The sequence below is a fragment of the Bradyrhizobium manausense genome (assembly GCF_018129685.1).
Lineage (GTDB): Bacteria > Pseudomonadota > Alphaproteobacteria > Rhizobiales > Xanthobacteraceae > Bradyrhizobium > Bradyrhizobium manausense_D.
Genome location: NZ_JAFCLG010000018.1, coordinates 26015 through 48140, shown reverse-complemented (window position 1 = coordinate 48140; position 22126 = coordinate 26015). Strand labels below are relative to the sequence as shown.

Annotated in this window: 20 protein-coding genes; 8 read left to right on the top strand and 12 right to left on the bottom strand. The window is 64.0% G+C overall.

Annotation, left to right across the window (positions count from 1 at the left end; genetic code table 11):
* Positions 1-2 precede the first annotated feature (2 nt).
* From JQ621_RS28530 to JQ621_RS28520, 3 genes are all read right to left on the bottom strand, one after another.
* The gene (locus JQ621_RS28530) at positions 3-749 is read right to left on the bottom strand and encodes a 2OG-Fe(II) oxygenase (protein ID WP_212239680.1); all 747 of its coding nucleotides are present in this window, start codon (positions 747-749) and stop codon (positions 3-5) included.
* Between the two features lie 182 nt (positions 750-931).
* The gene (locus tag JQ621_RS28525; RefSeq protein ID WP_212239678.1) at positions 932-1618 is read right to left on the bottom strand and encodes a DUF2848 domain-containing protein; all 687 of its coding nucleotides are present in this window, start codon (positions 1616-1618) and stop codon (positions 932-934) included.
* Positions 1611-2960, bottom strand: coding sequence for an amidase (locus JQ621_RS28520; protein WP_212239676.1), 1350 nt, complete (start codon positions 2958-2960; stop codon positions 1611-1613). Before JQ621_RS28520 ends, JQ621_RS28525 begins: the two co-directional genes overlap by 8 nt.
* Before the next feature lie 174 nt (positions 2961-3134).
* Between JQ621_RS28520 and JQ621_RS28515 the strand changes: the two genes are divergently transcribed.
* The 3 genes from JQ621_RS28515 to JQ621_RS28505 are packed head-to-tail and all read left to right on the top strand — an operon-like array spanning position 3135 to position 5611.
* Complete coding sequence (locus tag JQ621_RS28515; RefSeq protein ID WP_212239670.1) at positions 3135-3548, top strand: Zn-ribbon domain-containing OB-fold protein; 414 nt, start codon at positions 3135-3137, stop codon at positions 3546-3548.
* 3 nt (positions 3549-3551) lie between these two features.
* Positions 3552-4691 (top strand): thiolase C-terminal domain-containing protein, encoded by a 1140-nt coding sequence (locus JQ621_RS28510; RefSeq protein WP_212239669.1) that lies wholly within the window; start codon positions 3552-3554, stop codon positions 4689-4691.
* Between the two features lie 5 nt (positions 4692-4696).
* A complete protein-coding gene (locus JQ621_RS28505; protein ID WP_212239668.1) occupies positions 4697-5611 on the top strand; it encodes an SDR family oxidoreductase in 915 nt (304 codons plus the stop codon).
* Between the two features lie 126 nt (positions 5612-5737).
* Here the strand turns inward: JQ621_RS28505 and ppc are convergent, their stop codons facing one another.
* From ppc to JQ621_RS28480, 5 genes are all read right to left on the bottom strand, one after another.
* Complete coding sequence (gene ppc / locus JQ621_RS28500; RefSeq protein WP_212239667.1) at positions 5738-8530, bottom strand: phosphoenolpyruvate carboxylase; 2793 nt, start codon at positions 8528-8530, stop codon at positions 5738-5740.
* Positions 8531-8802: 272 nt separating this feature from the next.
* Positions 8803-9207, bottom strand: coding sequence for a YccF domain-containing protein (locus tag JQ621_RS28495; RefSeq protein ID WP_212239664.1), 405 nt, complete (start codon positions 9205-9207; stop codon positions 8803-8805).
* A 64-nt stretch (positions 9208-9271) separates the two neighbouring features.
* On the bottom strand, positions 9272-10471 hold the full coding sequence (locus tag JQ621_RS28490; RefSeq protein WP_249125635.1) for a rhomboid family intramembrane serine protease: 1200 nt from the start codon (positions 10469-10471) through the stop codon (positions 9272-9274).
* Entirely contained in the window at positions 10444-11988 is a 1545-nt protein-coding gene (locus JQ621_RS28485) for an acyl-CoA synthetase (protein ID WP_212239661.1), read from the bottom strand. The genes JQ621_RS28490 and JQ621_RS28485 overlap by 28 nt, the downstream gene beginning before the upstream one ends.
* A gap of 139 nt (positions 11989-12127) precedes the next feature.
* Positions 12128-12937 carry a crotonase/enoyl-CoA hydratase family protein gene (locus tag JQ621_RS28480; RefSeq protein WP_212239660.1) on the bottom strand — a complete coding sequence of 270 codons (810 nt, stop codon included), beginning with the start codon at positions 12935-12937 and terminating at the stop codon, positions 12128-12130.
* Between the two features lie 105 nt (positions 12938-13042).
* Here JQ621_RS28480 and JQ621_RS28475 point away from each other — a divergent pair, with 105 nt between their 5' ends.
* Both JQ621_RS28475 and JQ621_RS28470 read left to right on the top strand, forming a co-directional pair.
* Positions 13043-13915 (top strand): SDR family oxidoreductase, encoded by an 873-nt coding sequence (locus tag JQ621_RS28475; RefSeq protein ID WP_212239659.1) that lies wholly within the window; start codon positions 13043-13045, stop codon positions 13913-13915.
* 224 nt (positions 13916-14139) lie between these two features.
* The gene (locus JQ621_RS28470; protein WP_212239658.1) at positions 14140-15717 is read left to right on the top strand and encodes a fatty acid--CoA ligase; all 1578 of its coding nucleotides are present in this window, start codon (positions 14140-14142) and stop codon (positions 15715-15717) included.
* Between the two features lie 182 nt (positions 15718-15899).
* Here the strand turns inward: JQ621_RS28470 and JQ621_RS28465 are convergent, their stop codons facing one another.
* Positions 15900-17174 carry an acyl-CoA dehydrogenase family protein gene (locus tag JQ621_RS28465; protein ID WP_212239657.1) on the bottom strand — a complete coding sequence of 425 codons (1275 nt, stop codon included), beginning with the start codon at positions 17172-17174 and terminating at the stop codon, positions 15900-15902.
* 212 nt (positions 17175-17386) lie between these two features.
* Between JQ621_RS28465 and JQ621_RS28460 the strand changes: the two genes are divergently transcribed.
* Positions 17387-18166 carry an enoyl-CoA hydratase-related protein gene (locus tag JQ621_RS28460; RefSeq protein ID WP_212239656.1) on the top strand — a complete coding sequence of 260 codons (780 nt, stop codon included), beginning with the start codon at positions 17387-17389 and terminating at the stop codon, positions 18164-18166.
* Positions 18167-18240: 74 nt separating this feature from the next.
* Here the strand turns inward: JQ621_RS28460 and JQ621_RS28455 are convergent, their stop codons facing one another.
* Genes JQ621_RS28455 through JQ621_RS28445 form a run of 3 tightly spaced genes read right to left on the bottom strand, consistent with a single transcriptional unit; the run spans position 18241 to position 20393 of the window.
* Positions 18241-18618: a DUF6285 domain-containing protein gene (locus tag JQ621_RS28455; RefSeq protein WP_212239654.1), complete on the bottom strand. Its 378-nt coding sequence runs from the start codon at positions 18616-18618 to the stop codon at positions 18241-18243.
* 3 nt (positions 18619-18621) lie between these two features.
* On the bottom strand, positions 18622-19608 hold the full coding sequence (locus JQ621_RS28450; RefSeq protein WP_212239651.1) for a phosphotransferase family protein: 987 nt from the start codon (positions 19606-19608) through the stop codon (positions 18622-18624).
* Positions 19605-20393, bottom strand: a complete 789-nt coding sequence (locus tag JQ621_RS28445; protein WP_212239648.1) for an enoyl-CoA hydratase/isomerase — start codon at positions 20391-20393, stop codon at positions 19605-19607. The genes JQ621_RS28450 and JQ621_RS28445 overlap by 4 nt, the downstream gene beginning before the upstream one ends.
* A 178-nt stretch (positions 20394-20571) precedes the next feature.
* On the opposite strand from JQ621_RS28445, the gene JQ621_RS28440 reads away from it, so the two are divergent.
* Together JQ621_RS28440 and JQ621_RS28435 are read left to right on the top strand one after the other, a co-directional pair.
* On the top strand, positions 20572-21351 hold the full coding sequence (locus tag JQ621_RS28440) for an SDR family NAD(P)-dependent oxidoreductase (protein WP_212239645.1): 780 nt from the start codon (positions 20572-20574) through the stop codon (positions 21349-21351).
* Between the two features lie 103 nt (positions 21352-21454).
* Entirely contained in the window at positions 21455-21835 is a 381-nt protein-coding gene (locus tag JQ621_RS28435; protein ID WP_212239642.1) for a VOC family protein, read from the top strand.
* Positions 21836-22126: the final 291 nt, after the last annotated feature.

The following is a 22126-nucleotide window of genomic DNA, read 5'->3' as shown; positions in this document are numbered from 1 at the left end:
GCTCATTTTGCATCGTGAAAGATCACACCCAGCGTGTGGCGCCGGCCGGACCTGATCCGGCTGACGCCGTGGCGGAGATTAACGCGGTAGGTGCCGCGTGTCCCCTGCACCGGGCGATGATGCACAGCGAAGGCGACCGCATCGCCCTGCGCCAGTGGAACCACCTCGGCGCGCGACTGCATGCGCGGGCGTTGCTCGGTCAGCACGAACTCGCCGCCGGTGAAATCGCGACCAGGCTCGGAGAGCAGGATCGCCACCTGAAGCGGGAACACGTGCTCGCCATAGAGGTCCTGATGCAGGCAGTTGAAGTCGCCAGCCTCATATTGCAGCAGCAGCGGCGTCGGCCGCGCCTGCCCCGCGTCATGGCAGCGCTTCAGGAACGCGGCATGTGCTGTGGGGTAGCGGATGTCGATCCCCATCGCCTCGTTCCAGCGGTTAGCGACGCCCTGGAGGTGCGCATAGAGCACCGGGCGCAGCTCCGCGACCAAGCCGGGCAGCGGATAGGAGAAATATTTGTATTCGCCGCGGCCAAAGCCGTGGCGGCCCATGACGATGCGGCTGCGGAAGTGCGCGTCGTCGCGATAGAGGGCGGTGATGGCGCGGCATTGGTCCGGCGTGAGCAGGCCTTTGAGGACAGCGCAGCCCTGGGCGTCGAGTTCGGCGGTGAGTTGGGACCAGTCGAGGGAGTCGACACGGGCGGCGAGGTCAGATGCAGAGTCAGGTGAGGCAACACGTTTGGCGATAGCCATAGCGATCATCCTATCTCTCCGTCATTCCGGGGCGCGACAAAGTCGCGAACCCGGAATCCATTCATCCACCGACTATTCTGCACGATGGATTCCGGGCTCGCGCCGAGGGGCGAGCCCCGGAATGACGGAGAGTGTGTCGCAAGTTTTGACGGCCGCAACCACCCGATTTCCGTGTGAGAACCTCAGCCCCGCACCGGCAGCGTCACCACATCATAGCCATGCTTGATTATGCGCTTGAGCACCGGATCTTCCAGTTCGAAGTCGAAGCGCTCGGCGGGGCGGATGCCGCCTTTGGCGGCGAAGGTGCCGCCGAACATGGCGCAGCCATCAGGGAATTTTCCGCCTTCGAAGCCGCGCGCGATCAAATCGGCAACCGGCAGCATCGCATCCAATGTGCCCTCCTGGTAGAGCACGCGCTCGCCTTTGATCGTGGCCCAGGAACGCAGGATCATCTTGTCCCAATGGCCGATGACGTCTTCGAGCTCCCACAGCGTCGATGCGATCGGCTTGTCGCACATTTGCTTGGAGACGGTGACGTTGTAGGCCTCGACCTTGCGGTCGGTGTGATCGGAGCCGCAGCCAACGAAGATCCGGCCCTGCCAGCCGATCAGCACGAACTCGACCTCGCCGCTAGAATCCCCGCCTGTGCATTCGATGCTGTCTTCCTGCGTCAGCCGCCGCGCCGAGGCGCGGTAGTAGATCGGCGTCGAGGCCGGCCGGGCGATGCCCATCGCCTCGAGCTCGTCGATGTGCTTGTCGCGCGCGATCGCGTCGCGGCCGGTCCAGCCGGCGATCACCATCTGGTCGATAGCGAGCGCCAGCGGCGTGGTGGTGTCCTGGGCGTCGACGGTGAAAGTCAGGTCAAACACGAATGACGGCCTCCATGCCGGCAGCAAGTTCAAAGATACGGCGGTCCGAGCCGCCCGCCCCTGCAAGCATCAGGCCGACAGGAACATCGCCTTCGCGATGCGCAGGGACCGAGATGGCGCAGCCGTCGATCATGTTGATGAATGTGCAATTGCGCAGCGCGCGCAGGTTCTGGGTCGTGAACGCCTTGTCGTCGGCCAAATCCAGAATCTTGGGCGGCGTGTTGGCCGTGGTCGGCAGCACCAGCGCGTCATAGGGCGCGATGCGCGCATTGACGCGGGCGATCAGCGAGCGGCGCTCGTTGAGGAGATCGATGTAGTCGGCCGCGCTCTGCGCCTCGCCGCGCAGGATGCGCACGGAGACCCTGGGGTCGTAGACGTCGCCCTTGGCGGTGATGAGATAGCGATGCCAGGCGTAGCTCTCGGAGGCCGCAAAGCCGCCCTTGGCGTTCATCGGGCCGATGTCGTGGAATTCGGCCATCTCGATGCGCTCGATGATGGCGCCGTGATCGGCCAGCGACTTCAGCGCGCGCTCGAAGGTCTCGGAGACCGCGGCGTCCAGATCGTCCAGTGCGATCGTGGTCGGCACCGCGAGCCGCATACCCTTTACAGGCCGCGGCTTCAGCGCAACGATCGGTTCGTTGGCAAGGACCGCGTCAAGTATGGCACAGCAGCTGACCGATCGCGCCAGCGGCCCGATACTGTCGAGCGAGAACGACAGCGGCACCGAGCCGTCGAGCGGCACGCGGCGCTGCGTCGGCTTGTAGCCGACGATGCCGTTGAAGGCCGCCGGAATGCGGCAGGAGCCGCCGGTGTCGGTGCCGAGCGCGCCATGCGCCATGCCGTCGATCACGGAGACCGCCGCGCCCGAGGACGAGCCGCCGGGCACATGACCCTCGGCCCGGTTCCAGGCGCCTTTGGGTGTCCCATAGTGCGGATTGATGCCGATACCGGAATAGGCGAACTCGGTCATGTTGGTGCGCCCGATCACGACGAAGCCCGCCTTGCGCAGCCGCGCCACGGTGGCGGCATCCTGCTCGGCCGGCGGAGAATCGTCGAGCGCGCGGGAGCCGGCGCGCGTCACCTGGCCCTTGATGTCGAACAGATCCTTGATCGAGACCGGGATACCGGCATAGCGCGACGGTGCGGCCTTGGCCTTGCGCAAGGTGTCCATCGCATCCGCCGTTGCGAGCGCGCCGTCCTTGTCGACATGGATGAAGGTGCGCTGACCCTCGCCCGCGGGATCCGTGATCCTTGCGAGGCAGGCCTCGACCAGCTTGCGGGAGGTGGTGCGGCCGCTTTCGAGGTCCGCGGCGAGGCTCGCCAGTGTCGGAAAATCGGGCATGTCTGTCTCACGGAATATTGCGCGCGCAATCTACAGCGCCGGCTCAGTTCGACACAAGCATTGTGCGCATGATGTCATGCATGCTGACTGCTGGATTGTTGACGCGTCATGGTCGATTGTCGCATCAAGATCGAAACAGGCGGGCGTCAAGCCCGTTTTGGGAGGTTTTCCGAGATGGCCGAACCGCAGCGCGCGCGACCGAAACCGACGCCGGAAACCCAGCATTTCTGGGATGGCACCAAAGCAGGTGAGCTACGCCTGCAACGATGCGACGCCTGCGCGCATGTCTACTTTCCGCCGCGCCCGTTCTGCCCATCCTGCGCCTCGCGCAAGGTGTCTGTCTTCAAGGCGAGCGGCAAGGGTTTCCTCTACAGCTACGTGATCAACCACCGCCCCGCCGCGCCCGGCTTCACGCCGCCTTACGCGATCGCCGTGGTCGAGCTGGACGAAGGGCCGCGGATGATGAGCAACATCATCGACTGCCCGCAGACGCCGGAGGCGCTCGAGCTCGACATGAAGCTCGAGGTCGCGTTCCAGCAGCTGGACGACAGGATCACCCTCCCCCTCTTCCGTCCGGCCAAGGGGTAGACCATGCGCAAGAACCAGGTTGCCGTCGTCGGCGCGGCCGAGACCACCGAGCTCGGCGTCGTCCCCAACATGTCGCAGCTCCAGCTTCACGCGGATGCGGCGCTCAACGCCATCGCGGACGCTGGACTAAAACTATCCGATATCGACGGCTTTGCCACCGCGGTCGAAACGCCGCAGCAGGTCTGCCACTATCTCGGCATCAAGCCGACCTGGGTCGACGGCACCTCGGTCGGCGGCTGCTCGTTCATGCTGCATGTTCGGCATGCAGCGGCCGCGATCGAGGCTGGCCTGTGCAAGACCGTGCTGATCACGCATGCCGAAAGCGGCAAGTCTATGATCGGCAAGCAGCCGCGCTTCACAGCGGCGGACAGTCTCAACGGCCAGTTCGAGGCGCCCTTTGGTGTCTACGGCCCGCCCAGCATGTTCCCCATCCCCGTGCTGCGCTTCATGAAGACCTATGGCATCACACACGAACAGCTTGCGTCGGTCGCGGTGGTGCAGCGGGAATGGGCGGCGAAGAACCCGCGCGCCATGATGAAGGACCCGATCACGGTCAACGATGTCCTCAACTCGCGCATGATCGCCTATCCGTTCCGGCTCCTGCAGTGCTGCCTCGTCACCGACGGCGGCGGCGCGCTCATCCTGACCTCGGCCGACCGGGCCAGGGACTTTCCGCGCAAGCCCGTCTACATCATGGGGACCGGCGAGAGCGTGGAAACGCCGATGGTCAGCCAGATGGAGACGTTCAACTCCTCGCGCGCGTTCAAGACGGCGGGACCTCTCGCCTTCCAGGAGGCCGGCATCGCCCACAAGGATGTCGATCATCTCATGATCTACGACGCCTTTGCGCATCTGCCGCTGTTCGGCCTCGGCGATCTCGGCTTCATGCCGCATGAGGAGACCGGCAAATTCATCGCCGACGGCAACACGCGCCCCGGCGGCAGGCTGCCGCTCAACACCAATGGCGGCGGGCTCTCCTACATGCATTCGGGCATGTACGGCATGTACGCGCTCCAGGAGAGCGTGCGGCAGATGCGCGGCATCGCGCCGGCGCAGGTCGCCGATGCGAAGATTTCCGTGTGCCACGGCGTCGGCGGGATGTTCGCCGCATCGGGCACCATCGTGTTTACGAACGAGAGGTAACCCACATGAGCAAATCACTGCAGGACAAGGTCATCATCGTCACCGGCGCAGGCCGTGGCATCGGGCGCGAGATCGCGCTGCTCTGTGCGGCCGAAGGCGCCAAGGTCGTCGTCAACGATCCCGGTGTTGCCGCCGACGGCGCCGGCTCGAGCGCTTCGCCTGCCGAGGAGGTGGTCGAGGAGATCAAGAAGCGCGGCGGCATCGCGGTGCCCAACTTCGAGTCGGTGGCGGAGGCCGTGCCCGCCAGCAAGATCGTGAAGACCGCGACCGACCATTTCGGCAAGCTCGACGGCGTCGTCAACAATGCCGGCATCCTGCGCGACATGATTTTCCACAAGATGAGCGTGGAGGCCTTCGAGGCCGTCATCAAGGTGCATCTGATGGGCTCGTTCTACGTCAGCCACGCCGCCGCGCGCATCTTCCGCGAGCAGGAGAGCGGCTCCTTCGTGCACTTCACCTCGACCTCGGGCCTGATCGGCAATTTCGGCCAGGCCAATTACGCTGCCGCCAAGCTCGGCATCATCGGCCTCTCAAAGTCGATCGCGCTCGACATGGGCCGGTTCAACGTTCGCTCGAACTGCGTCTCGCCGTTCGCCTGGACCCGCATGATCGGCACCATCCCGACCGAGACCGAAGCCGAGAAGGCGCGCGTCGACAAGATCAAGCAGATGGGCCCCGAGAAGATCGCGCCGATCTGCGCCTATCTGCTGTCCGATGCCGCCAAGGACGTCACCGGGCAGATCTTCGGCGCGCGCATGAACGAGCTGTTCCTGTTCAGCCAGAACCGCCCGCTGCGCTCGGTCCATCGCAGCGAAGGCTGGACACCGCAATCGATCGCGGAACACGGCATGCCGGCGCTGAAGGGCTCGTTCTACAAGCTGGATCGGTCGGCGGATATCTTCCCGTGGGATCCGGTGTAACGATCGCGCTCTCTCCACACGTCATGGCCGGGCTTGTCCCGGCCATCCACGCGTTACCGCGCACGCAGAAAGACGTGGATGCCCGGGTCAAGCCCGGGCATGACGGCTGAGCCTGCAGTCAGACCTCTACCCCGTATTCCTCAACCCCGCTGAGATACCGTTGATCGTCAACTGAATCCCGCGCAGCACCTGCTCGTCCGGGTTCTGCGCGCGGTGCTCCCGCAACAGCTCGACCTGAACGTGGTTGAGTGGGTCGAGATAGGGGAAGCGGTGACGCACGGAGCGCTCCAGCAGCGGGTTGCCCTGCAGCAGCCGGTCCTGCCCCATGATATCGAGCAGTGTCTCAATGCAGGAATGCCATTCGCGGCGGATGCGGCCGAAGATCTTTTCGCGCAGGGCCTCATCAGGCACCAGTTCGGCATAGCGCGAGGCGATCGCGATCGAGCTTTTTGCCAGCACCATGTCCATGTTCGACAGCAGCATGCGGAAGAACGGCCATTCCTTGTAGAGCTCTTTCAGGAACGGCATGCCCTTGTCGGGATGCTCGGAGATCCATTGCTCGACCGCACTGCCGAAGCCGTACCAGCCCGGCAGCATCAGGCGGCACTGCGCCCATGAGAACACCCAGGGGATCGCGCGCAGGTCCTCGATGGCGCGGGTCTTCTTGCGCGAGGCCGGACGGCTGCCGATGTTGAGCGTCGCGATCTCGTTGATCACGGTCGAGGACCAGAAATAGTCGACAAAACCGTCGGTCTCGTAGACGAGGCCGCGATAGGCCTTGAAGGCGAGATTCGAGAGCTCGTCCATCGCCGTCAGGTACTCGCGGCGCGGCGCGCTCTGGCGCGGGTGCAGCAGGCTCGCCTCCAGCGTCGCCGCCGCCAGAATCTCCAGATTGTTGCGGCCGACCTCTGCGTTGGAATATTTCGACGAGATGATCTCGCCCTGCTCGGTGATGCGGATCTGGCCGTTCACCGCGCCGCCCGGCTGCGCGATGATGGCGTCATAGCTCGGGCCGCCGCCGCGGCCGACGGAGCCGCCGCGGCCGTGGAAAAGGCGCAGGCGCACATGGTGGCGCTCGAACACCTCGACGAGGCCGATCTCGGCCTTGTAGAGCTCCCAGCCCGAGGTGACGAAGCCGCCATCCTTGTTGCTATCGGAATAGCCGAGCATGACCTCCTGCACGCTGCCGCGGCTGTCGACGAGGCGGCGGTAATCGTGCAGCGACAGCATGCGATCCATGATGCCTGAGGAGGCCTGCAGATCCTCGATGGTCTCGAACAGGGGCACGATGTTGATGGCGCTGCGGCCGGAGGGATGAACGAGGCCGACCTCCTTGAGCAGCACCGCAACCTCGAGCATGTCGGACATGCCCTTGCACATCGAGATGATGCATTGGGGGATCGCGTCCGAGCCGAACTTCGCATGCGCCTCGGCAGCCGCATGGAAGACGTTGAGCTCGCCCATGGTCTCGTCGCTATACTTGATGAACGGCGACACCAACGCGCGTGTGCTGCGCAATTCGTTGGTGAGCAGCGAAATGCGCGCCTCCTCGCCGAGGGCGAGATAGGACATGCCGGGGTTGGCGGCATCGATCAGCTCGGCGACGGTGCGTTCGTGCACGGCCGAATTCTGGCGGATGTCGAGCCGCGCCAGGTGGAAGCCGAAGCAATCCACGGCGCGCCGCAAGAGCCGCAGCCGGCCGCGCGCGATGACGCGGGCATTGTTGGCAATCAGCGAGCGATGCAGCACGTCGAGATCGGCCTGCAGCTCCCTAACGCTCTCATAGGGCGCGCCCTTGCCGACGGGACGGCGGGTGATCTCGACCTCGAGTTTTTCAGCCGTCGCGGTCAAACGCGCATAGATGCCTGACACCGCGAGGCGATAGGGCTCGCCGCTCCGGTGCGGCGAGGTGTCGGGCGAGCGCTCCGCCAGCGTGCGCAGCTCCTCGGAGACGTCGGCGAGATGGGCCGCGATCGACAGTTCCGAGCCAAGCACGTGCAGTTCCTCCAGATAGAACTGCATCACCCGGCTCGACTGCAGCCGAAGCGTGCCGCGCATCACGTCGGCGGTGACGAAGGGATTGCCGTCGCGGTCGCCGCCGATCCAGCTGCCCATGCGCAGGAACGAGGCAAGCTCGCTGGCGGCCTGCTCGCCGCCCTCCTCCAGCCGGTCCTCAAGCGCATTGACCAGCCGCGGCACCTCGCGAAGGAAGGTGTAATCGTAGAACGACAGGCCGTTGGCGACCTCGTCGAGCACGGTAAGCTTGGTCCGGCGGAGCAGATTGGTCTGCCACAGCGTCAGAACCTCGCGGCGAAGCTGCTCGTCGCTGGCGGCAGCCTCGTCCGCGGTCAAAGCGACGCGCTCGCGACGGTCGAGCAGCGCGGCAACCTCCATCTCGCGGTCCATGGTGCTCTTGCGGCGGACCTCGGTCGGGTGCGCGGTCAGCACCGGGCTAACCAGCGCCGTCTTGAAGAAATTGCGCAGCGCGTCCGAGCCGATACCCGCTGCCTTGGCCTTGGCCAAGGTCTCCACAAGCACGCCGGAGCCGCTGGCGGCGCTGCGGGTGCGCATCTGGCGGATGTTGTTCTGGTCCTCGGCGATGTTGGCGAGGTGGGAGAAATAGCTGAAGGCGCGGACGACCCGCACCGTGTCGGAGGTCGACATACTGTCGAGGATCTGCTCGAGCTCGCGGCGGGCGAGCCGGTCCTCGTCGCGGTGAAACCGGATGGAGGTCTGCCGGATACGCTCGACCAGATCGAACAACTCGGCCCCCTCCTGGTCGCGCACCGTGTCGCCCAGGATGCGTCCAAGCAGGCGAATGTCGTCGCGCAGCCGCGCATCGGCCTCCAGCGCCTGGACGTCCTCAGGCCGGTTTGAGCGAGGATCGGCGGCATCGGATGGTAATGTCTGGAGGGACATGGCTCGCTCCCCTTCTAGAGCTCCCAATGGCTCCCCGGCCTGCCGAGTGTGCGATATTTTTCTGCCGCAGTGCAAGACGAACTTGGGGGCGACGCACACTCAACTTCGTCGTTGCGAGCGCAGCGAAGCAATCCAATGGTCTCGCGGCTTCGCTGCGCTCGCAATGACGATGTCGCGGCAGAGGTGCCCCTGTCCGGCGGCTAGTCGGATCGGATCGCGGGATTACCGACTTCCGCTCTGCCGTAGGAGGCCTACGTTACGGGGCGCGCGCCTTAAGCCGGCACGATTACCTTGCCGATCGGCCAGAGCGCGATGCCGGCGAGCTTCAGATGGGCCCAGGCGAAGGGAAGGCCGATGATGGTGATGGCATAGAGCACGGCGGTCAGGAGGTGGCCGAGCGCCAGCCACCAGCCGGCCAGCACGAACCAGATGATGTTGCCGATCACCCCCAGGGCGCCCGTGCCGATATCGCTCATGCCGGTGACCTCATCGCGGTTGACGGCCCGCGAACCGAACGGGAGGAGCGTGTAAATGGCGATGTTGAACGCCGCCCGCGCCCAGGGCAGCCCGATGATGGTGACAGCCATGATGACGGAGGCCACCAGCCAGCCGAAAGCCATCCAGGCCCCGCCGATGAGAATCCAGATCAGGTTGAGCAGGATGGAAACTGGGGACATTGGATTCAGGAACCTTGGGATCATCCGGAGGACAACGAGCCCTCTTATAGCACGACCGGCGAGGTCATAGTCCATGACGCCTGTTACGTTCGGCGCGCAGCGATGTGCCGACAAATCCGACATCATCGAGACCGCGCGACATCTCCTTCGAACAGAGCCAAAGCGTCACCGCGGCGGCCCCGACCGCGACCAGTCCCGAGACAAGAACAGCATTGGGACAGAATGTGACAAGAAGATTATCGAGTGGAATGGACCCTGTCGGCCAGCGCGGCGTGCAGGATAATGCCAGCGCCCAACCGGACAGCATCGCGGCGATCGCGTTCGCTGCCGCCAGCATTGTCACGACGATCGCAAGACCCTTCTTCATGGAAAGCGCGAGATCGACCAGCTTTACGGCGGCACAGAAGGCGACCGCGGCGACGACGGTCAAAGCCCATCCTGAAACTCCGGCGGCGAAGGCCTGAGCCTGGCCGCTCCAGGTCCATAGCGCCGCGACACAGGCAAGCAGGGTCAGGTTGACCTTCACGACTTCGGGAAACTTGCAGCGAAGCGCATAAGCATTCGCCTTCTCGACGAGGTCCAGCAGCGCGCAGACAATCAAGCCGGCAGCAAAACCGCCGAGGTGGACGCCCCAATCGATCCGCGAATTGCCGAACGCAAACGCGATGTTCAATCCGATGTTGATCGCGAAGAAGTCGAAGCTGACATCGAGCTTGCCGAGAATCCACAGACAAAGCAGCGCGCCCAGGATGCCCGACGTGGCGCCGGACGCACCGACCGTCAAATAGGGGGTGGAATGGATGCCGTTGCCGATGACGGCGCCGAACACCATCGCGCAGAGATAGATGATGAGGAAGTAGGCCGGCCCGATCCGCCGCTCGAGATGTCCGCCCCACAGCACCAGGCACAACATGTTCATGGTGAGGTGGATGAAATTGACGTGCAGGAAGCCGTAGGCGAGCAGGCGCCAATATTCATGCCGTGCAATTGCGGTCGAATACATGCCGCCGTAGCGATACAGCAGCTCCGCGGGCGCCGCCGGACCGCCCGCCTGGATGAAGCAGAATCCCGATGCGAGGACGGTCACCGTCATCAGCGCGTAAACGGCCGCATGAGGGATTTCGAAGAAACTGGCACGAAATGAAGGCATCGGTGATCGCAGGCGGCGGGAAACGGGCCGCCAACCTAGCCGAGCCGACCGATGATTTCTACTCCCGCGTGTGCCAGCCTGCGACGTCAGATCTTGCGCCCCGCCTGCTCCCAATAGGGGTCGCGCAGGCGGCGCTTGAAGATTTTTCCGGAGTCCTCGCGCGGCAGTCCGGTGCGGATTTCGATGTGTTTTGGGACCTTGTAATCGGCGAGCGAGCCCTTCAGCCGCGCACGGATGGCGGCCGTATCAAGCGCGACGCCCGGTTGCGGCTCGACCACCGCCATCAGCGCCTCGCCGAACTCGGCATCGGGAATGCCGAACACCGCGCAATCATGCACGCCGGGCACGGCATGCAGCACGGACTCGATCTCGGCCGGATAGATGTTGACGCCGCCTGAGATCACCATGTCGCGCTTGCGGTCGCAGATGAAGACGTAGCCGTCCTCGTCGATATAGCCGACGTCGCCCGAGGTGATGAACCCGTCGCGATCGATCTCGGCGCGCTTCTCCGGCTTGTTGTGATAGGTGAAGTCGGCCGTCCCGGCCATACGGGAATAGATCTCGCCGATTTCGCCGACGCCCAGCACGCGGCCGTCATCGCCGATGAAGCGCAGCTCGGCGCCGGGCGAAATCTTGCCGACAGTGCCCGGCTTTTTCAGCGCATCCTCCGACGTCGCGAAGGTGACCGCGCTGGATTCGGTCGAGCCGTAGAATTCGTAGATCACCGGCCCCCACCATTCGATCATGGCGCGCTTGACGTCCGCCGGACAGGGCGCCGCGGCGTGGATGATGTGGCGCAAGGACGAGACGTCGTATTTCTTGCGCACCTCCTCCGGCAGCTTCATCAATCGGATGAACATGGTCGGCACCATGAAGATGGTGTCGATTCGGTAGCGCTCGATCAGCTCCAGAAACTCCTCCGCCTCGAAACGCGGCATCAGCACCAGCGCGCCGCCGAGCTTGCCGGCGCGGATGCCGAACGAGTTGGGGGCGGAATGATAGAGTGGCCCCGGCAGGATCGCGCGGGCTCCGGGCTTTAGGCCGTAGATCATCGCGCGCATGCGTTCGCCGGCCGCCTGCTGCTCCAGCGTCGGCGCGTTGCGACGCACGCCCTTGGGATGGCCCGTCGTCCCCGAGGTGTAGATCATGTTCATCGGCTGCGGCACGACGGGGCCGTCATAGGGCTGAAACGGCGCAAGCCAGGATTCGAAATCGATCGCGAAGTCCGGCGTCTTCAGATGATCGGGATCGATCTTGTAGTTCTTCAGGATCTCCGGCGGCGTCGGCACGCTGAGCACGGTGACACCAGCGGGGATCGCATCGCGCAAGGCATGCAGCATGTCGGCATGGCCGATCAGCACGGACGTGCCGGTGTCGTTGAGGATGTAGTTGATCTCCTCCGGCTTGAAATGCCAGTTGATTGGCACGCCATAGGCCCCGAGACGCATTGCTGCGTAGGCGGCCTCCAGGAAGGCAATGTCGTTGCGCATCAGCATGCAGACGCAATCGCCCTGGCGGACGCCGATTGTGGCGAGTCCTGACGCGATGCGGTCGGCGCGGGCTGCGACTTCTGCATGGGTACGCTGGCGGTCGCCGGAGACGATGCCGAGGAATGGGGGCGTTTCGCTCATTTTTGTTTTTCTTGTTGAATAACGGCGGTGCCAGTTAGTCGTCATCACCGGGCTTGTCCCGGTGATCCACGTTCTTGTTTCGCCGCCTTGGGACCAAGAACGTGGATGGCCGGGACAGGCCCGGCCATGACGGCGACCATCAGTCCACATACTTCGCCGCGCGCTTCTCCAGATTGGAGCGCACGGCTTCGGTCTGGTTGGCGCTGCCGATCAGCTTCTGTTGCTCGACGGATTCCGCGAGCAGTGCCGGGCCCGGATCGACCGAGAGATTGTTGAGCAAGCGCTTCGCAGCACGGATCGCGTCGGGGCTCTTGCCGGCGATCTCACGTGCGACTTCGAGCGCCGCCGCTCGCGGGTCATCGCAGATGCGCGTGGCGAGGCCGTACGTCATCGCCTCCTGCGCGGAGAAGATGCGGCCGGTGTAAGTGAGATCACGCAGGATGTCGTCTCGCACCAGCGAGGCGAGGATCGGCGTGCCCGCCATATCGGGGACGAGGCCCCATTTGATTTCCATGATCGACATGCGCGCATCGGGGCTGAGAAAGCGCATGTCGGCACCGAGCGAGAGCTGGAAGCCGCCGCCGAAGGCGACGCCATGCACGGCCGCGATCACGGGAACCGGAAGCTGGCGCCATCCCCATACCGCCTGTTGCGGAAAGTTCGCCTGGCCGTGAGTCCGCTTGGTGAGATCACGATTTTCGCCACCCGGAATTCCGTTGCCGCCCTTATCCTTCATGGCGGCAAAACGCCCCATGTCGAGACCGGCGCAGAACGCGCGGCCCTCGCCGGAGAGCACGACGACGCGCACGCCTTTTTCCTTCGAAAGCCGTTCGGTTGCCGCGACAAGGGCCTCGAACATGGCCTGATCGAGCGCATTCATCTTGTCCGCGCGCACCAGCCGCACATCGGCGACGCCTTCCGAGATCGAAATCGAGACGCGCTCTTCCATGGATGAATTCTCCCCTGTTCTTGTTCGGTGCCGCTTTACAGGAAGCTGACGGCCGGATTTAGTCAATCGACCAATTAACTGACAATCCCTAAGGGAGAAACATCCATGTTCAAGGAAAATCTTCTGGCTGGGCGGCGCATTCTCGTGACCGGCGGTGGGACCGGGCTCGGCAAATCCATGGCGGCCCGCTTTCTCGAGCTCGGCGCCGAGGTTCATATCTGCGGCCGGCGCAAGATCGTCTGCGACGAGACCGCGATCGAGCTGATGGGCGAATATGGCGGCCGCGTCACCAGCCACGGCGTCGACATCCGCAACGCGCTCGCGGTCGAGGAGATGGTCGAGAACATCTTTCGCGATGCACCGCTCACCGATCTCATCAACAATGCCGCCGGCAATTTCATCTCGCGAACGGAAGAGCTTTCGCCGCGCGGCTTCGATGCCGTCGCCAATATCGTCATGCACGGCACGTTCTACGTGACGCATGCGGTCGGCAAACGCTGGATCGCGCTGAAACAGCCCGGCAACGTGGTCTCGATCACCGTGACCTGGGTCCGTAACGGCTCGCCTTATGTGGTGCCGTCGGCAATGAGCAAATCGGCGATCCACGCCATGACGATGTCGCTGGCGACCGAATGGGGCCGCTACGGCATCCGCCTCAACACCATCGCACCGGGCGAGATCCCGACCGAGGGCATGAGCAAGCGCATCAAGCCGGGCGACGAGGCCGGAGCGCGCACCAAGGCGATGAACCCGATGGGCCGCGTCGGCACCATGGAGGAGTTGCAGAACCTCGCGGTGTTCCTGATCTCGGGCGGCTGCAACTGGATCAATGGCGAGACCATCGCCATGGACGGCGCGCAGGCGCTCGCCATGGGCGGCAATTTCTACCAGCTCCGCGACTGGAGCGACGACGACTGGAAGACCGCGCGCGAGAGCATCATGGCGCAGAACGAGAAGGATCGGGCGAAAAGAGGATAATCTCTCTGCCGTCGTCCTGGCGAACGCCAGGACCCATTACCACCGAATCCTGTTTGGCGAAGATTGGTCATGATCAGTCTTCGCCAAATTGCGTTTTGTGGCTATGGGTCCTGGCCTTCGCCAGGACGACGGTGTTGAAGCAGTGGCGCCCTCCACCACCTTGTCTTCCTCCCCGGATGACGCCACACTCCCAAGCATAACAACAAATCGCCCACGGGAGAAACATGACCACACAGCCATTGGCTGACCTCGCCGACATGGTGCGCGAGCGCGCGGCGAGCCGCGGCAATGCCATTGCCTATGAGTTCGAGGGCCGCGTCACCAGCTTTGCCGAATTCGACACCAAGACCAACAAGGTCGCCAATGCGCTCCTCGCGATGGGCGTGAAAAAGGGCGACCGCATCGCCTATCTCGGCAAGAACAGCGATGTCTATTTCGAGCTGCTGATGGGGGCGATGAAGGCCGGTGTGGTGATGGCGCCAGTGAACTGGCGGCTGGCGGGACCCGAGGTCGCCTTCATCGTCACGGATTGCAAGGCGCCGGTGCTGTTCGTGGGACCTGAGTTCATCACGCTTGTTCGTCAGATCAAGGATCAGCTGCCCGGCGTGCGCACCGTCATCACCACCGAAGGCGGCGCGTCGGAATGGCAGGACTTTACGGCGTGGCGCGATGCGCAGAGCGGAAATGACCCGAAGGTTCCGATCGACACCAAGGACATCGCCATCCAGCTCTACACGTCAGGCACGACGGGCAAGCCGAAGGGCGCGATGCTGAGCCACGCGAACTTCCTCAATCTGGTGCAGACGGGCAATGCCGAGGACAAGCCGGAATGGAACCGGTGGTCGACCGACGACGTCTCGCTGGTCGCGATGCCGATCTTCCATATCGGCGGCTCGGGCTGGGGCGTGATGGGGCTGTATCACGGGGCCCGCGGCGTAATCGCGCGCGAATTCGATCCGACCAAGGTGCTGGATTTCTTCGAGCAGTCGGGCATCACGAAACTCTTCATGGTGCCGGCGGCGATGCAGTTCGTGGTCCGGCAGCCGCGCGCGAGAACCGTCGACTTCTCGCGGCTGAAATACATGCTGTATGGCGCCTCGCCGATTCCCGCTGCGCTGTTGAAGGAATGCATCGAGGTCTTCAAATGCGGCTTCGTGCAGATGTACGGCATGACCGAGACGACAGGCACGATCGTCGCACTGCCGCCCGAGGATCACGTCGAGGGCCTCGAGCGGATGCGCTCGGCCGGCAAGGCGCTGCCCGGCGTCGAGATCGCGATTCTGGACGTCGACGGCAAACCGCTGCCGCCGCGACAGGTCGGCGAGATCGCAACGCGCTCGGGCTCCAACATGGCAGGCTACTGGAACTTGCCGGAGGCCACGGCCGCAACGCTACGCAGCGATGGCTGGCTGCGCACGGGCGATGCCGGTTACATGGACGAGGACGGCTATCTCTACATCCACGACCGCATCAAGGACATGATCATCTCCGGCGGCGAGAACATCTACCCGGCCGAGGTGGAGAGCGCGCTGTGCGATCACCCTGACGTCGCGGAAGCCGCCGTGATCGGCGTGCCCGACGACAAATGGGGCGAGGCGGTGAAGGCCGTGGTGGTGATGAAACCGGGCAAGGAGGCGACCGCCACCGACATCATCAACTTCACCCGGGAGCGCATCGCCGGCTTCAAGACACCGAAGAGCGTGGAGTTCTTGCCGGCACTGCCCAGGAATCCGTCAGGGAAGATTCTGAGGCGGCAACTTCGCGAGCCGTATTGGGCAGGGAAGGATCGGCGGGTGAATTAGGACTCCCTCCATCGACATCGTCGTCCTGGACAAGCGTAGCGAAGCGGAGCGCTGATCCAGGACCCATTGCCACCGAATTGAGTTTGGCGAAAATTGGTGGTTACCCGCCTGCCGCGAACTCCTTCCTGGGGTAATGGGTCCTGGCTTTCGCCAGGACGACTCGGAGAGAGCGCCGCCGAAAGCTAATGCTTCCCCGGCCCCATATACCCGAACAGGAACCCCGCCACCTTGCGCATCTGGATCTCCTCGCTGCCCTCGGTGATCCGATAGCGGCGGTGGTGGCGGTAGATGTGCTCGAACGGCTTGTGGCGTGAGTAGCCCATGCCACCGTGGACCTGCATGGCGCGGTCGGCGGATTCGCAGCAGAGACGGTTTGCCCAATAGTTGCACATCGAGACGCGGTCGGAGAGCGTGCGCTCGATCTGCTCCTCGGTGAGCTTGTCCATCTCCCAGGCGGTCTTGCGGATCAGCAGGCGCAGCATCTCGGCTTGCGTGGCGAGCTCGACCAGCGGGAACTGGATCGCCTGGTTCTCGGCCAGCGCCCTGCCGAACGGCTTTCGCTCACGCGCGTATTTGACGCTCTCGTTGATGCAGTAGACGGCGGCGCCCAGCGAGCTCGCGGCCTGACGGATGCGGTTCTGATGAACAAAGCATTGCGCCAGCGACAGGCCGCGGCCGACCTCGCCGAACTGTGCATCCTCAGGCACGAACACGTCGGTGAAACTGACACGCGGATGGTCGGTCGGCATGTTGAAGGTCCACATGTATTCCTCGATCCTGACGCCGGGGCTCTTGGCCGGCACCAGGAAGCAGGTGATGCCACGGGCATCGCCGTCATTGCCCGAGGTGCGCGCGAACAGTGCGCAATGGGTGGCGACGTGCATGCCTGTAGTCCACATCTTCTCGCCGTTGATGATCCAGCCCTTGACGTTGTCGCGGGTCGCCGGCACCGCGCGCGTCTCCATGTGGGTCGCGTCCGAGCCGTGATGCGGCTCGGTCAAACCAAAAGTGATGCGGTACTTGCCCCTGATCGAACCGTCGATCATCGCCTTCTGGTCGTCGCGGCCGTAACGGTCGAGCATCGTGACGACCGGGAAATTGCCGACGATCGAATGCTCGTTCTGCAGATCGTTGTGCAGGCCGAGGCCCTTCGCGGCAAAATGCTCACGGATGACGGCCATCCAGAGGTTCGAGCCATCCTTGCCGCCATATTGCTTCGGCACCGGAAAACGCAGATGACCGGCGGCATCGGCGAGATCCTTTGCCTTGCGCAACAGCGCCTCCCATTCGTGCCGCGGCAGACCGCCATTCTCGAAATCGGTGCGCGCCCATTCGCGGCGATGATCAAAGAAGCGGATGTTGTCATCGGCTTGCTCGAGTGGCTTGATCTCGCGTTCGATGAAACGGTCGAGCTCTCCGAGATAGGCGACGAGATCGGCAGGCAATGAGAAATCCACAGGCTCTCTCCCGGATGATTTGATCGCTTTTGCGTTAAGGCGCTAGGCGCGTTTTGCTTCGCACGATTAAGGTGAGAAGAGCCGCATGAAGTCAAGCAAGGCGAGGCGTGTGACATACGCAATGCGCGCACGCGCAATTTGATGGCGCTCGTGCGCGGGCACGCGGTAATATCACGCCAATACTCTCAGGGAAGAAAATGCGGGAGCGCGCGATGGAGCTGAAATTCGCAAAGGTGGAACGCAAGGGGCCGATCACAACAGTCACGTTGTCGCGGCCCGAGGTCTACAACGCGCTGCACACCGACGCGCATTTCGAACTGCAGAAGGTGTTCGACGATTTTTCTGGCGATCCCGAGCAATGGGTCGCGATCGTCACCGGCGCCGGCGACAAGGCGTTCTGCGCCGGCAACGATCTCAAGTGGCAGGCGGCGGGCGGCAAGCGCGGCTGGGACAAGGGCGGCTTCGCCGGCCTCACCTCGCGCTTCGACTGCGACAAGCCCATCATCGCCGCGGTGAACGGCGTTGCCATGGGCGGCGGCTTCGAGATCGCGCTCGCCTGTGACCTGATCATTGCGTCGGAGAACGCGACCTTCGCACTCCCTGAACCGCGCGTCGGCCTTGCCGCACTCGCCGGCGGCCTGCACCGGTTGCCGCGCCAGATTGGCCTGAAGCGCGCCATGGGCATGATCCTCACCGCACGCCATGTCAGCGCCAAGGAGGGCCATGAGCTCGGCTTCGTCAACGAGGTGGTGCCGCAAGGCGAGGCGCTCGCGGCCGCGCTGCGCTGGGCCGAGATGATCACCGAGAATTCGCCGATGTCGATCCGGGCCTCGAAGCAGACCATTCAGAAGGGGCTTGCCGTGTCGCTGGAACAGGCGATCGAGGAGCAGCGGGAGTATCCGGCGGTGAAGGCGATGGTGGCCTCGCAGGATTACATCGAGGGCCCGAAGGCGTTTGCGGAAAAGCGGCCGCCGAAATGGGTGGGGAAGTGACCGCGCCTTGCGCGGTCATTCCGGGGCGCGCCGGCTTGGGCGCGAGCCCGGAATGACAGCCGAGAAAGTCGCGCCTACCCGCCTCGCGACAGCTCCCGCTTGTAGGATGCGTAGTTCGGCTGATCGACTGCGAGCTTGTCCATCGTGGTCTGCCACAAATGTTCGGCGAGGCCTGGCGTTGCGAGATCGACCTCGCCCTTGGCGATGCGGTCCGCGAGCGCGCGATTAAGGTCCGCTACCGAGCCGTCCATGCCGAGCAGCGCGCGCAAACGCTCGACTTCCTTCGCTTCGCTCCCCTCTTCCTGCATCAGCTGCCGCGTGACGAGATCGAGGATGTTGATCGCGACCCGCAGCTTGAACGCCTGGTGACCTGATATCAGCGGCGTGATGTCGTTGCGGAGGAAATCGGCGACTGATTTGGTCAGCTCGACGGGTGTCGGTTCGTCCTGCATGCCCTAGCCTCCCCGCGGCGCGAGCAGCCGCAACAGATCGATCTCGGTCTCGGAGGCCCGGCGGCCGATCATCGCACGTTCCATGGAATGGTCCGGCCCCTCGCGGAACCGCTGCATCATGCCGCCGCACATGATGCCCCAGCGCAGCGTGCCCATCACTTCCCAGAATTTTACGCGCGCAGGATCGACCTTGCGCCCCGCGGCTTCATAGCCGGCGAACAGCTCTTCACGCGAACCAAAGCCGCCGACGGGTTTGTCGATCTCGCCAAATCGCCAGGAGTTGACGCAGACCCAGCCGAGATCCTCCATGGGATCGCCGAGATGGGCGAGCTCCCAGTCGAGCACGGCGCGCAACCCGTCGGCGCCGATGATGAGGTTGCCGTTGCGGAAGTCGCCGTGCACCAGCGTCGTCTCAGCCGACGGGCCGGGATCATGGTCGCGCAGCCAGCGCAGCGCCAGCTCGAACACCGGCTTCGGCCAATTCAGGCTGCGATAGTCGCGATCGAACTCCGCGATCTCCTGGGTCGCCGACCTGCTGCGCAGCTCGGGCAATTTGTCCTGCGGCAGCCGGTGCAGGCCCGCAAGCACGCCGCCGATCTGTCGCGCCAGCAGTGGCCGCGCCGCCGCAAATTCATCATCGCGAAGTATCTTGCGGGCGATGGTCTCGCCCTCGACACGCTGCATGATGAAGCCGGTGCCCAGATCTTCGTCCGGAGTTAACACATGCATCACGCGTGGCGATGGTACACCTGCCTCGAAAGCCAGCTGCATCAGCTGCGCTTCGGCCGCAAGACCGGCTGCACGCGTTGGCGCCGCGCCATAGCCTTTCGGGGACCGGCGCAGGATCGCGCCGATCGGCCCATCGGGATGCGTGATGTCGAAGCGCCAGGTTTCCTGACTGGCACCACCCGAAAGCTTTGCCGCGCCGGTGACGCCGGTTGCGCCGGGACACCAGCGCTGGACGCTGCGGGAAAGCTCCGCCTCGATCATTTGCCTTTGAACTGCGCGGGCCGCTTCTCCAGGAACGCGCCGACACCCTCACGGAAATCCTGGGTATCGCCCGCGCGCAACTGGCACTGGAATTCGAGATTGAGCTGATCCTCGAAGGAATTTTCCGGGCTGTCCCAATAGAGCTTGCGGATCAGCGACAGCGCGACCGTGGGGCCACTGGCGAGATCGCGCGCGAGCTTCATCGCCTCCTCCATCAGCACGCCGTCGTCGTAGACGCGATTGATGAGGCCCCATTCAAGCGCCTTCTCGGCCGGCAGACGCTCACCCATCAGCGACAATTCGACCGAGCGCGCCTTGCCGATCAGACGCGGCAAGAGCCAGGTCGAGCCGCAGTCCGGAACGAGGCCGATGCGCCGGAACGCCTGCAGAAAATAGGCGGAACGCGCGCACAAGATCATGTCGCCGAGCAGCGCGAAGCTCATGCCCGCGCCGGCGGCCGGGCCGTTCACGGCGGTGACGATCGGGCAGTGCAGATGACGGATGCGGCGCAGGAACGGATGAAAGCCGGTCTCGAGTGTCAGGCCGGCCTTGGTTTTCTTCGACTGGTCGTTGCGGCCCTGGAGATTGGCGCCAGTGCAGAATGCCCGCCCGGCACCGGTCAGCACGACGCAGCGCACCTCGTCCTTTTTCTCCTCGATCGCATCGAGCGCGTCGGAGAGCCCGCCCAGCATGTCCACGGAGACGGCGTTCATCACCTCCTGATGGTCGAGCTTGAGGATCGCGACCGAACCATCGAAATCGAGCGTGACGTGTTTGAACTGCATGGTGTCCTCGTCAGTTGCCGCCGCGATGTTTCGCAGATCGGAATTTAGTTTTGCCGGGATGCATATTTGATTTTTGGCGCGGTCTTGTCCATGGTGGCCAAAGCATACCCCACCGTCATATCGCATGATCTTGCGCGCACCGGCTGACGCGCGGCGTGCCAAAAACAGGAAACGCGCCATGAACCTTTTCGACCTCACAGGCCGCGTCGCCGTGATCACCGGCGGCAACGGCGGTATCGGGCTCGGCATCGCGCAGGCGCTCGCCGGCCAGGGCTGCAACGTCTCGATCTGGGGCCGCAATGCTGACAAGAACAAGGCTGCTGCCGCGAGCATGGCGGAGCTATCAGGCAAGGTCGACAGCCGCGTCTGCGACGTCACCGACCCTGCTTCCGTCAACGCCGCGATGAAGGCGACGCTGGACACGTTCGGCCGGGTCGACGGGTGTTTCGCCAATGCCGGCATCGGCGGCGGCGGCCGCAGGTCCTTCATCGAGCGCACCGAAGAGGAATGGCGAACGATGTTCGCGACCAATCTCGACGGCGTGTTCCACGCCTTCCAGGCCGCCGCGAGACACATGACCGAGCGCGCCAATGCCGGCGATCCCTTCGGCCGGCTGGTCGCGACCTCGAGCCTTGCCTCGATCTTCGGCACGGCCCGCAATGAACATTATGCCGCGACGAAGGCCGCCATCAATGCGCTGGTGCGCGCGCTCGGCGTCGAGCTTGCCCGCCACGGCGTCACCGCGAACGCGATCCTGCCCGGCTGGATCAAGAGCGACATGACCGCGGGCATCATGGCCAACGAAAAGTTCGTCGCCAATGTCATGCCGCGCATTCCGATGCGCCGCTTCGGCGAGGCCAGCGATTTTGGCGGCATTGCCGTGTATCTGATGAGCAAGGCGTCGTCATATCACACCGCCGATACGTTCGTGATCGACGGCGGCTATACGGCGTTCTGATCTCGTAGCCCGGATGGAGCGAAGCGCAATCCGGGACTGCCACAAGCAACAAACCCGGATTTCGCTACGCTCCATCCGGGCTACAAACGCTGAGGGGGAAGCAATGTTCTCGCACATCATGATCGGCACCAACGACCTCGACAAGGCCAAGGCCTTCTACGACAATTTGCTCAGCACGCTCGACGTGCGGCCTGCCAAGGTCGATGGCCACCGCATTTTCTATTTCACCAAGACCGGCGTCTTCTCGGTGACGAAGCCGATCAACGGCGAGCCGGCGACCTGCGCGAACGGCGGCACGATCGGTTTTGCCGCCAACTCGCCCGAGCAGGTCGACAAGTGGCACGCAGCCGGCGTCGCCGCAGGCGGAACGCCGATCGAGAATCCGCCCGGCATCCGCGAGGGCGCGGGCAACAAGCTGTATCTCGCCTACTTGCGCGACCTCGACGGCAACAAGATCTGCGCGATGCATCGGATGCCGAGCTGAGCTGCGGCCACACACTCGGTGTCGTCCCGGCGAAGGCCGGGACCCATAACCACAGGGAGTTGTTGTAGCGCAAACTCGTAACTCCGAGTCTTCGCCGAACTCCTCCCTGTGGTTATGGATCCCGGATCTGCGCTTCGCTTGTCCGGGACGACATGCGGGTACAGATCAACCATTCAAACAACATTTCAAACGTCCCGCGAAATTCCATCGCATGGCAGGGCTCGCGTGAGAAAAATACGTGCTCGCTCTTTCGCGGCGCTACGACTATTCTCCCGGCCAACACGATCTCAG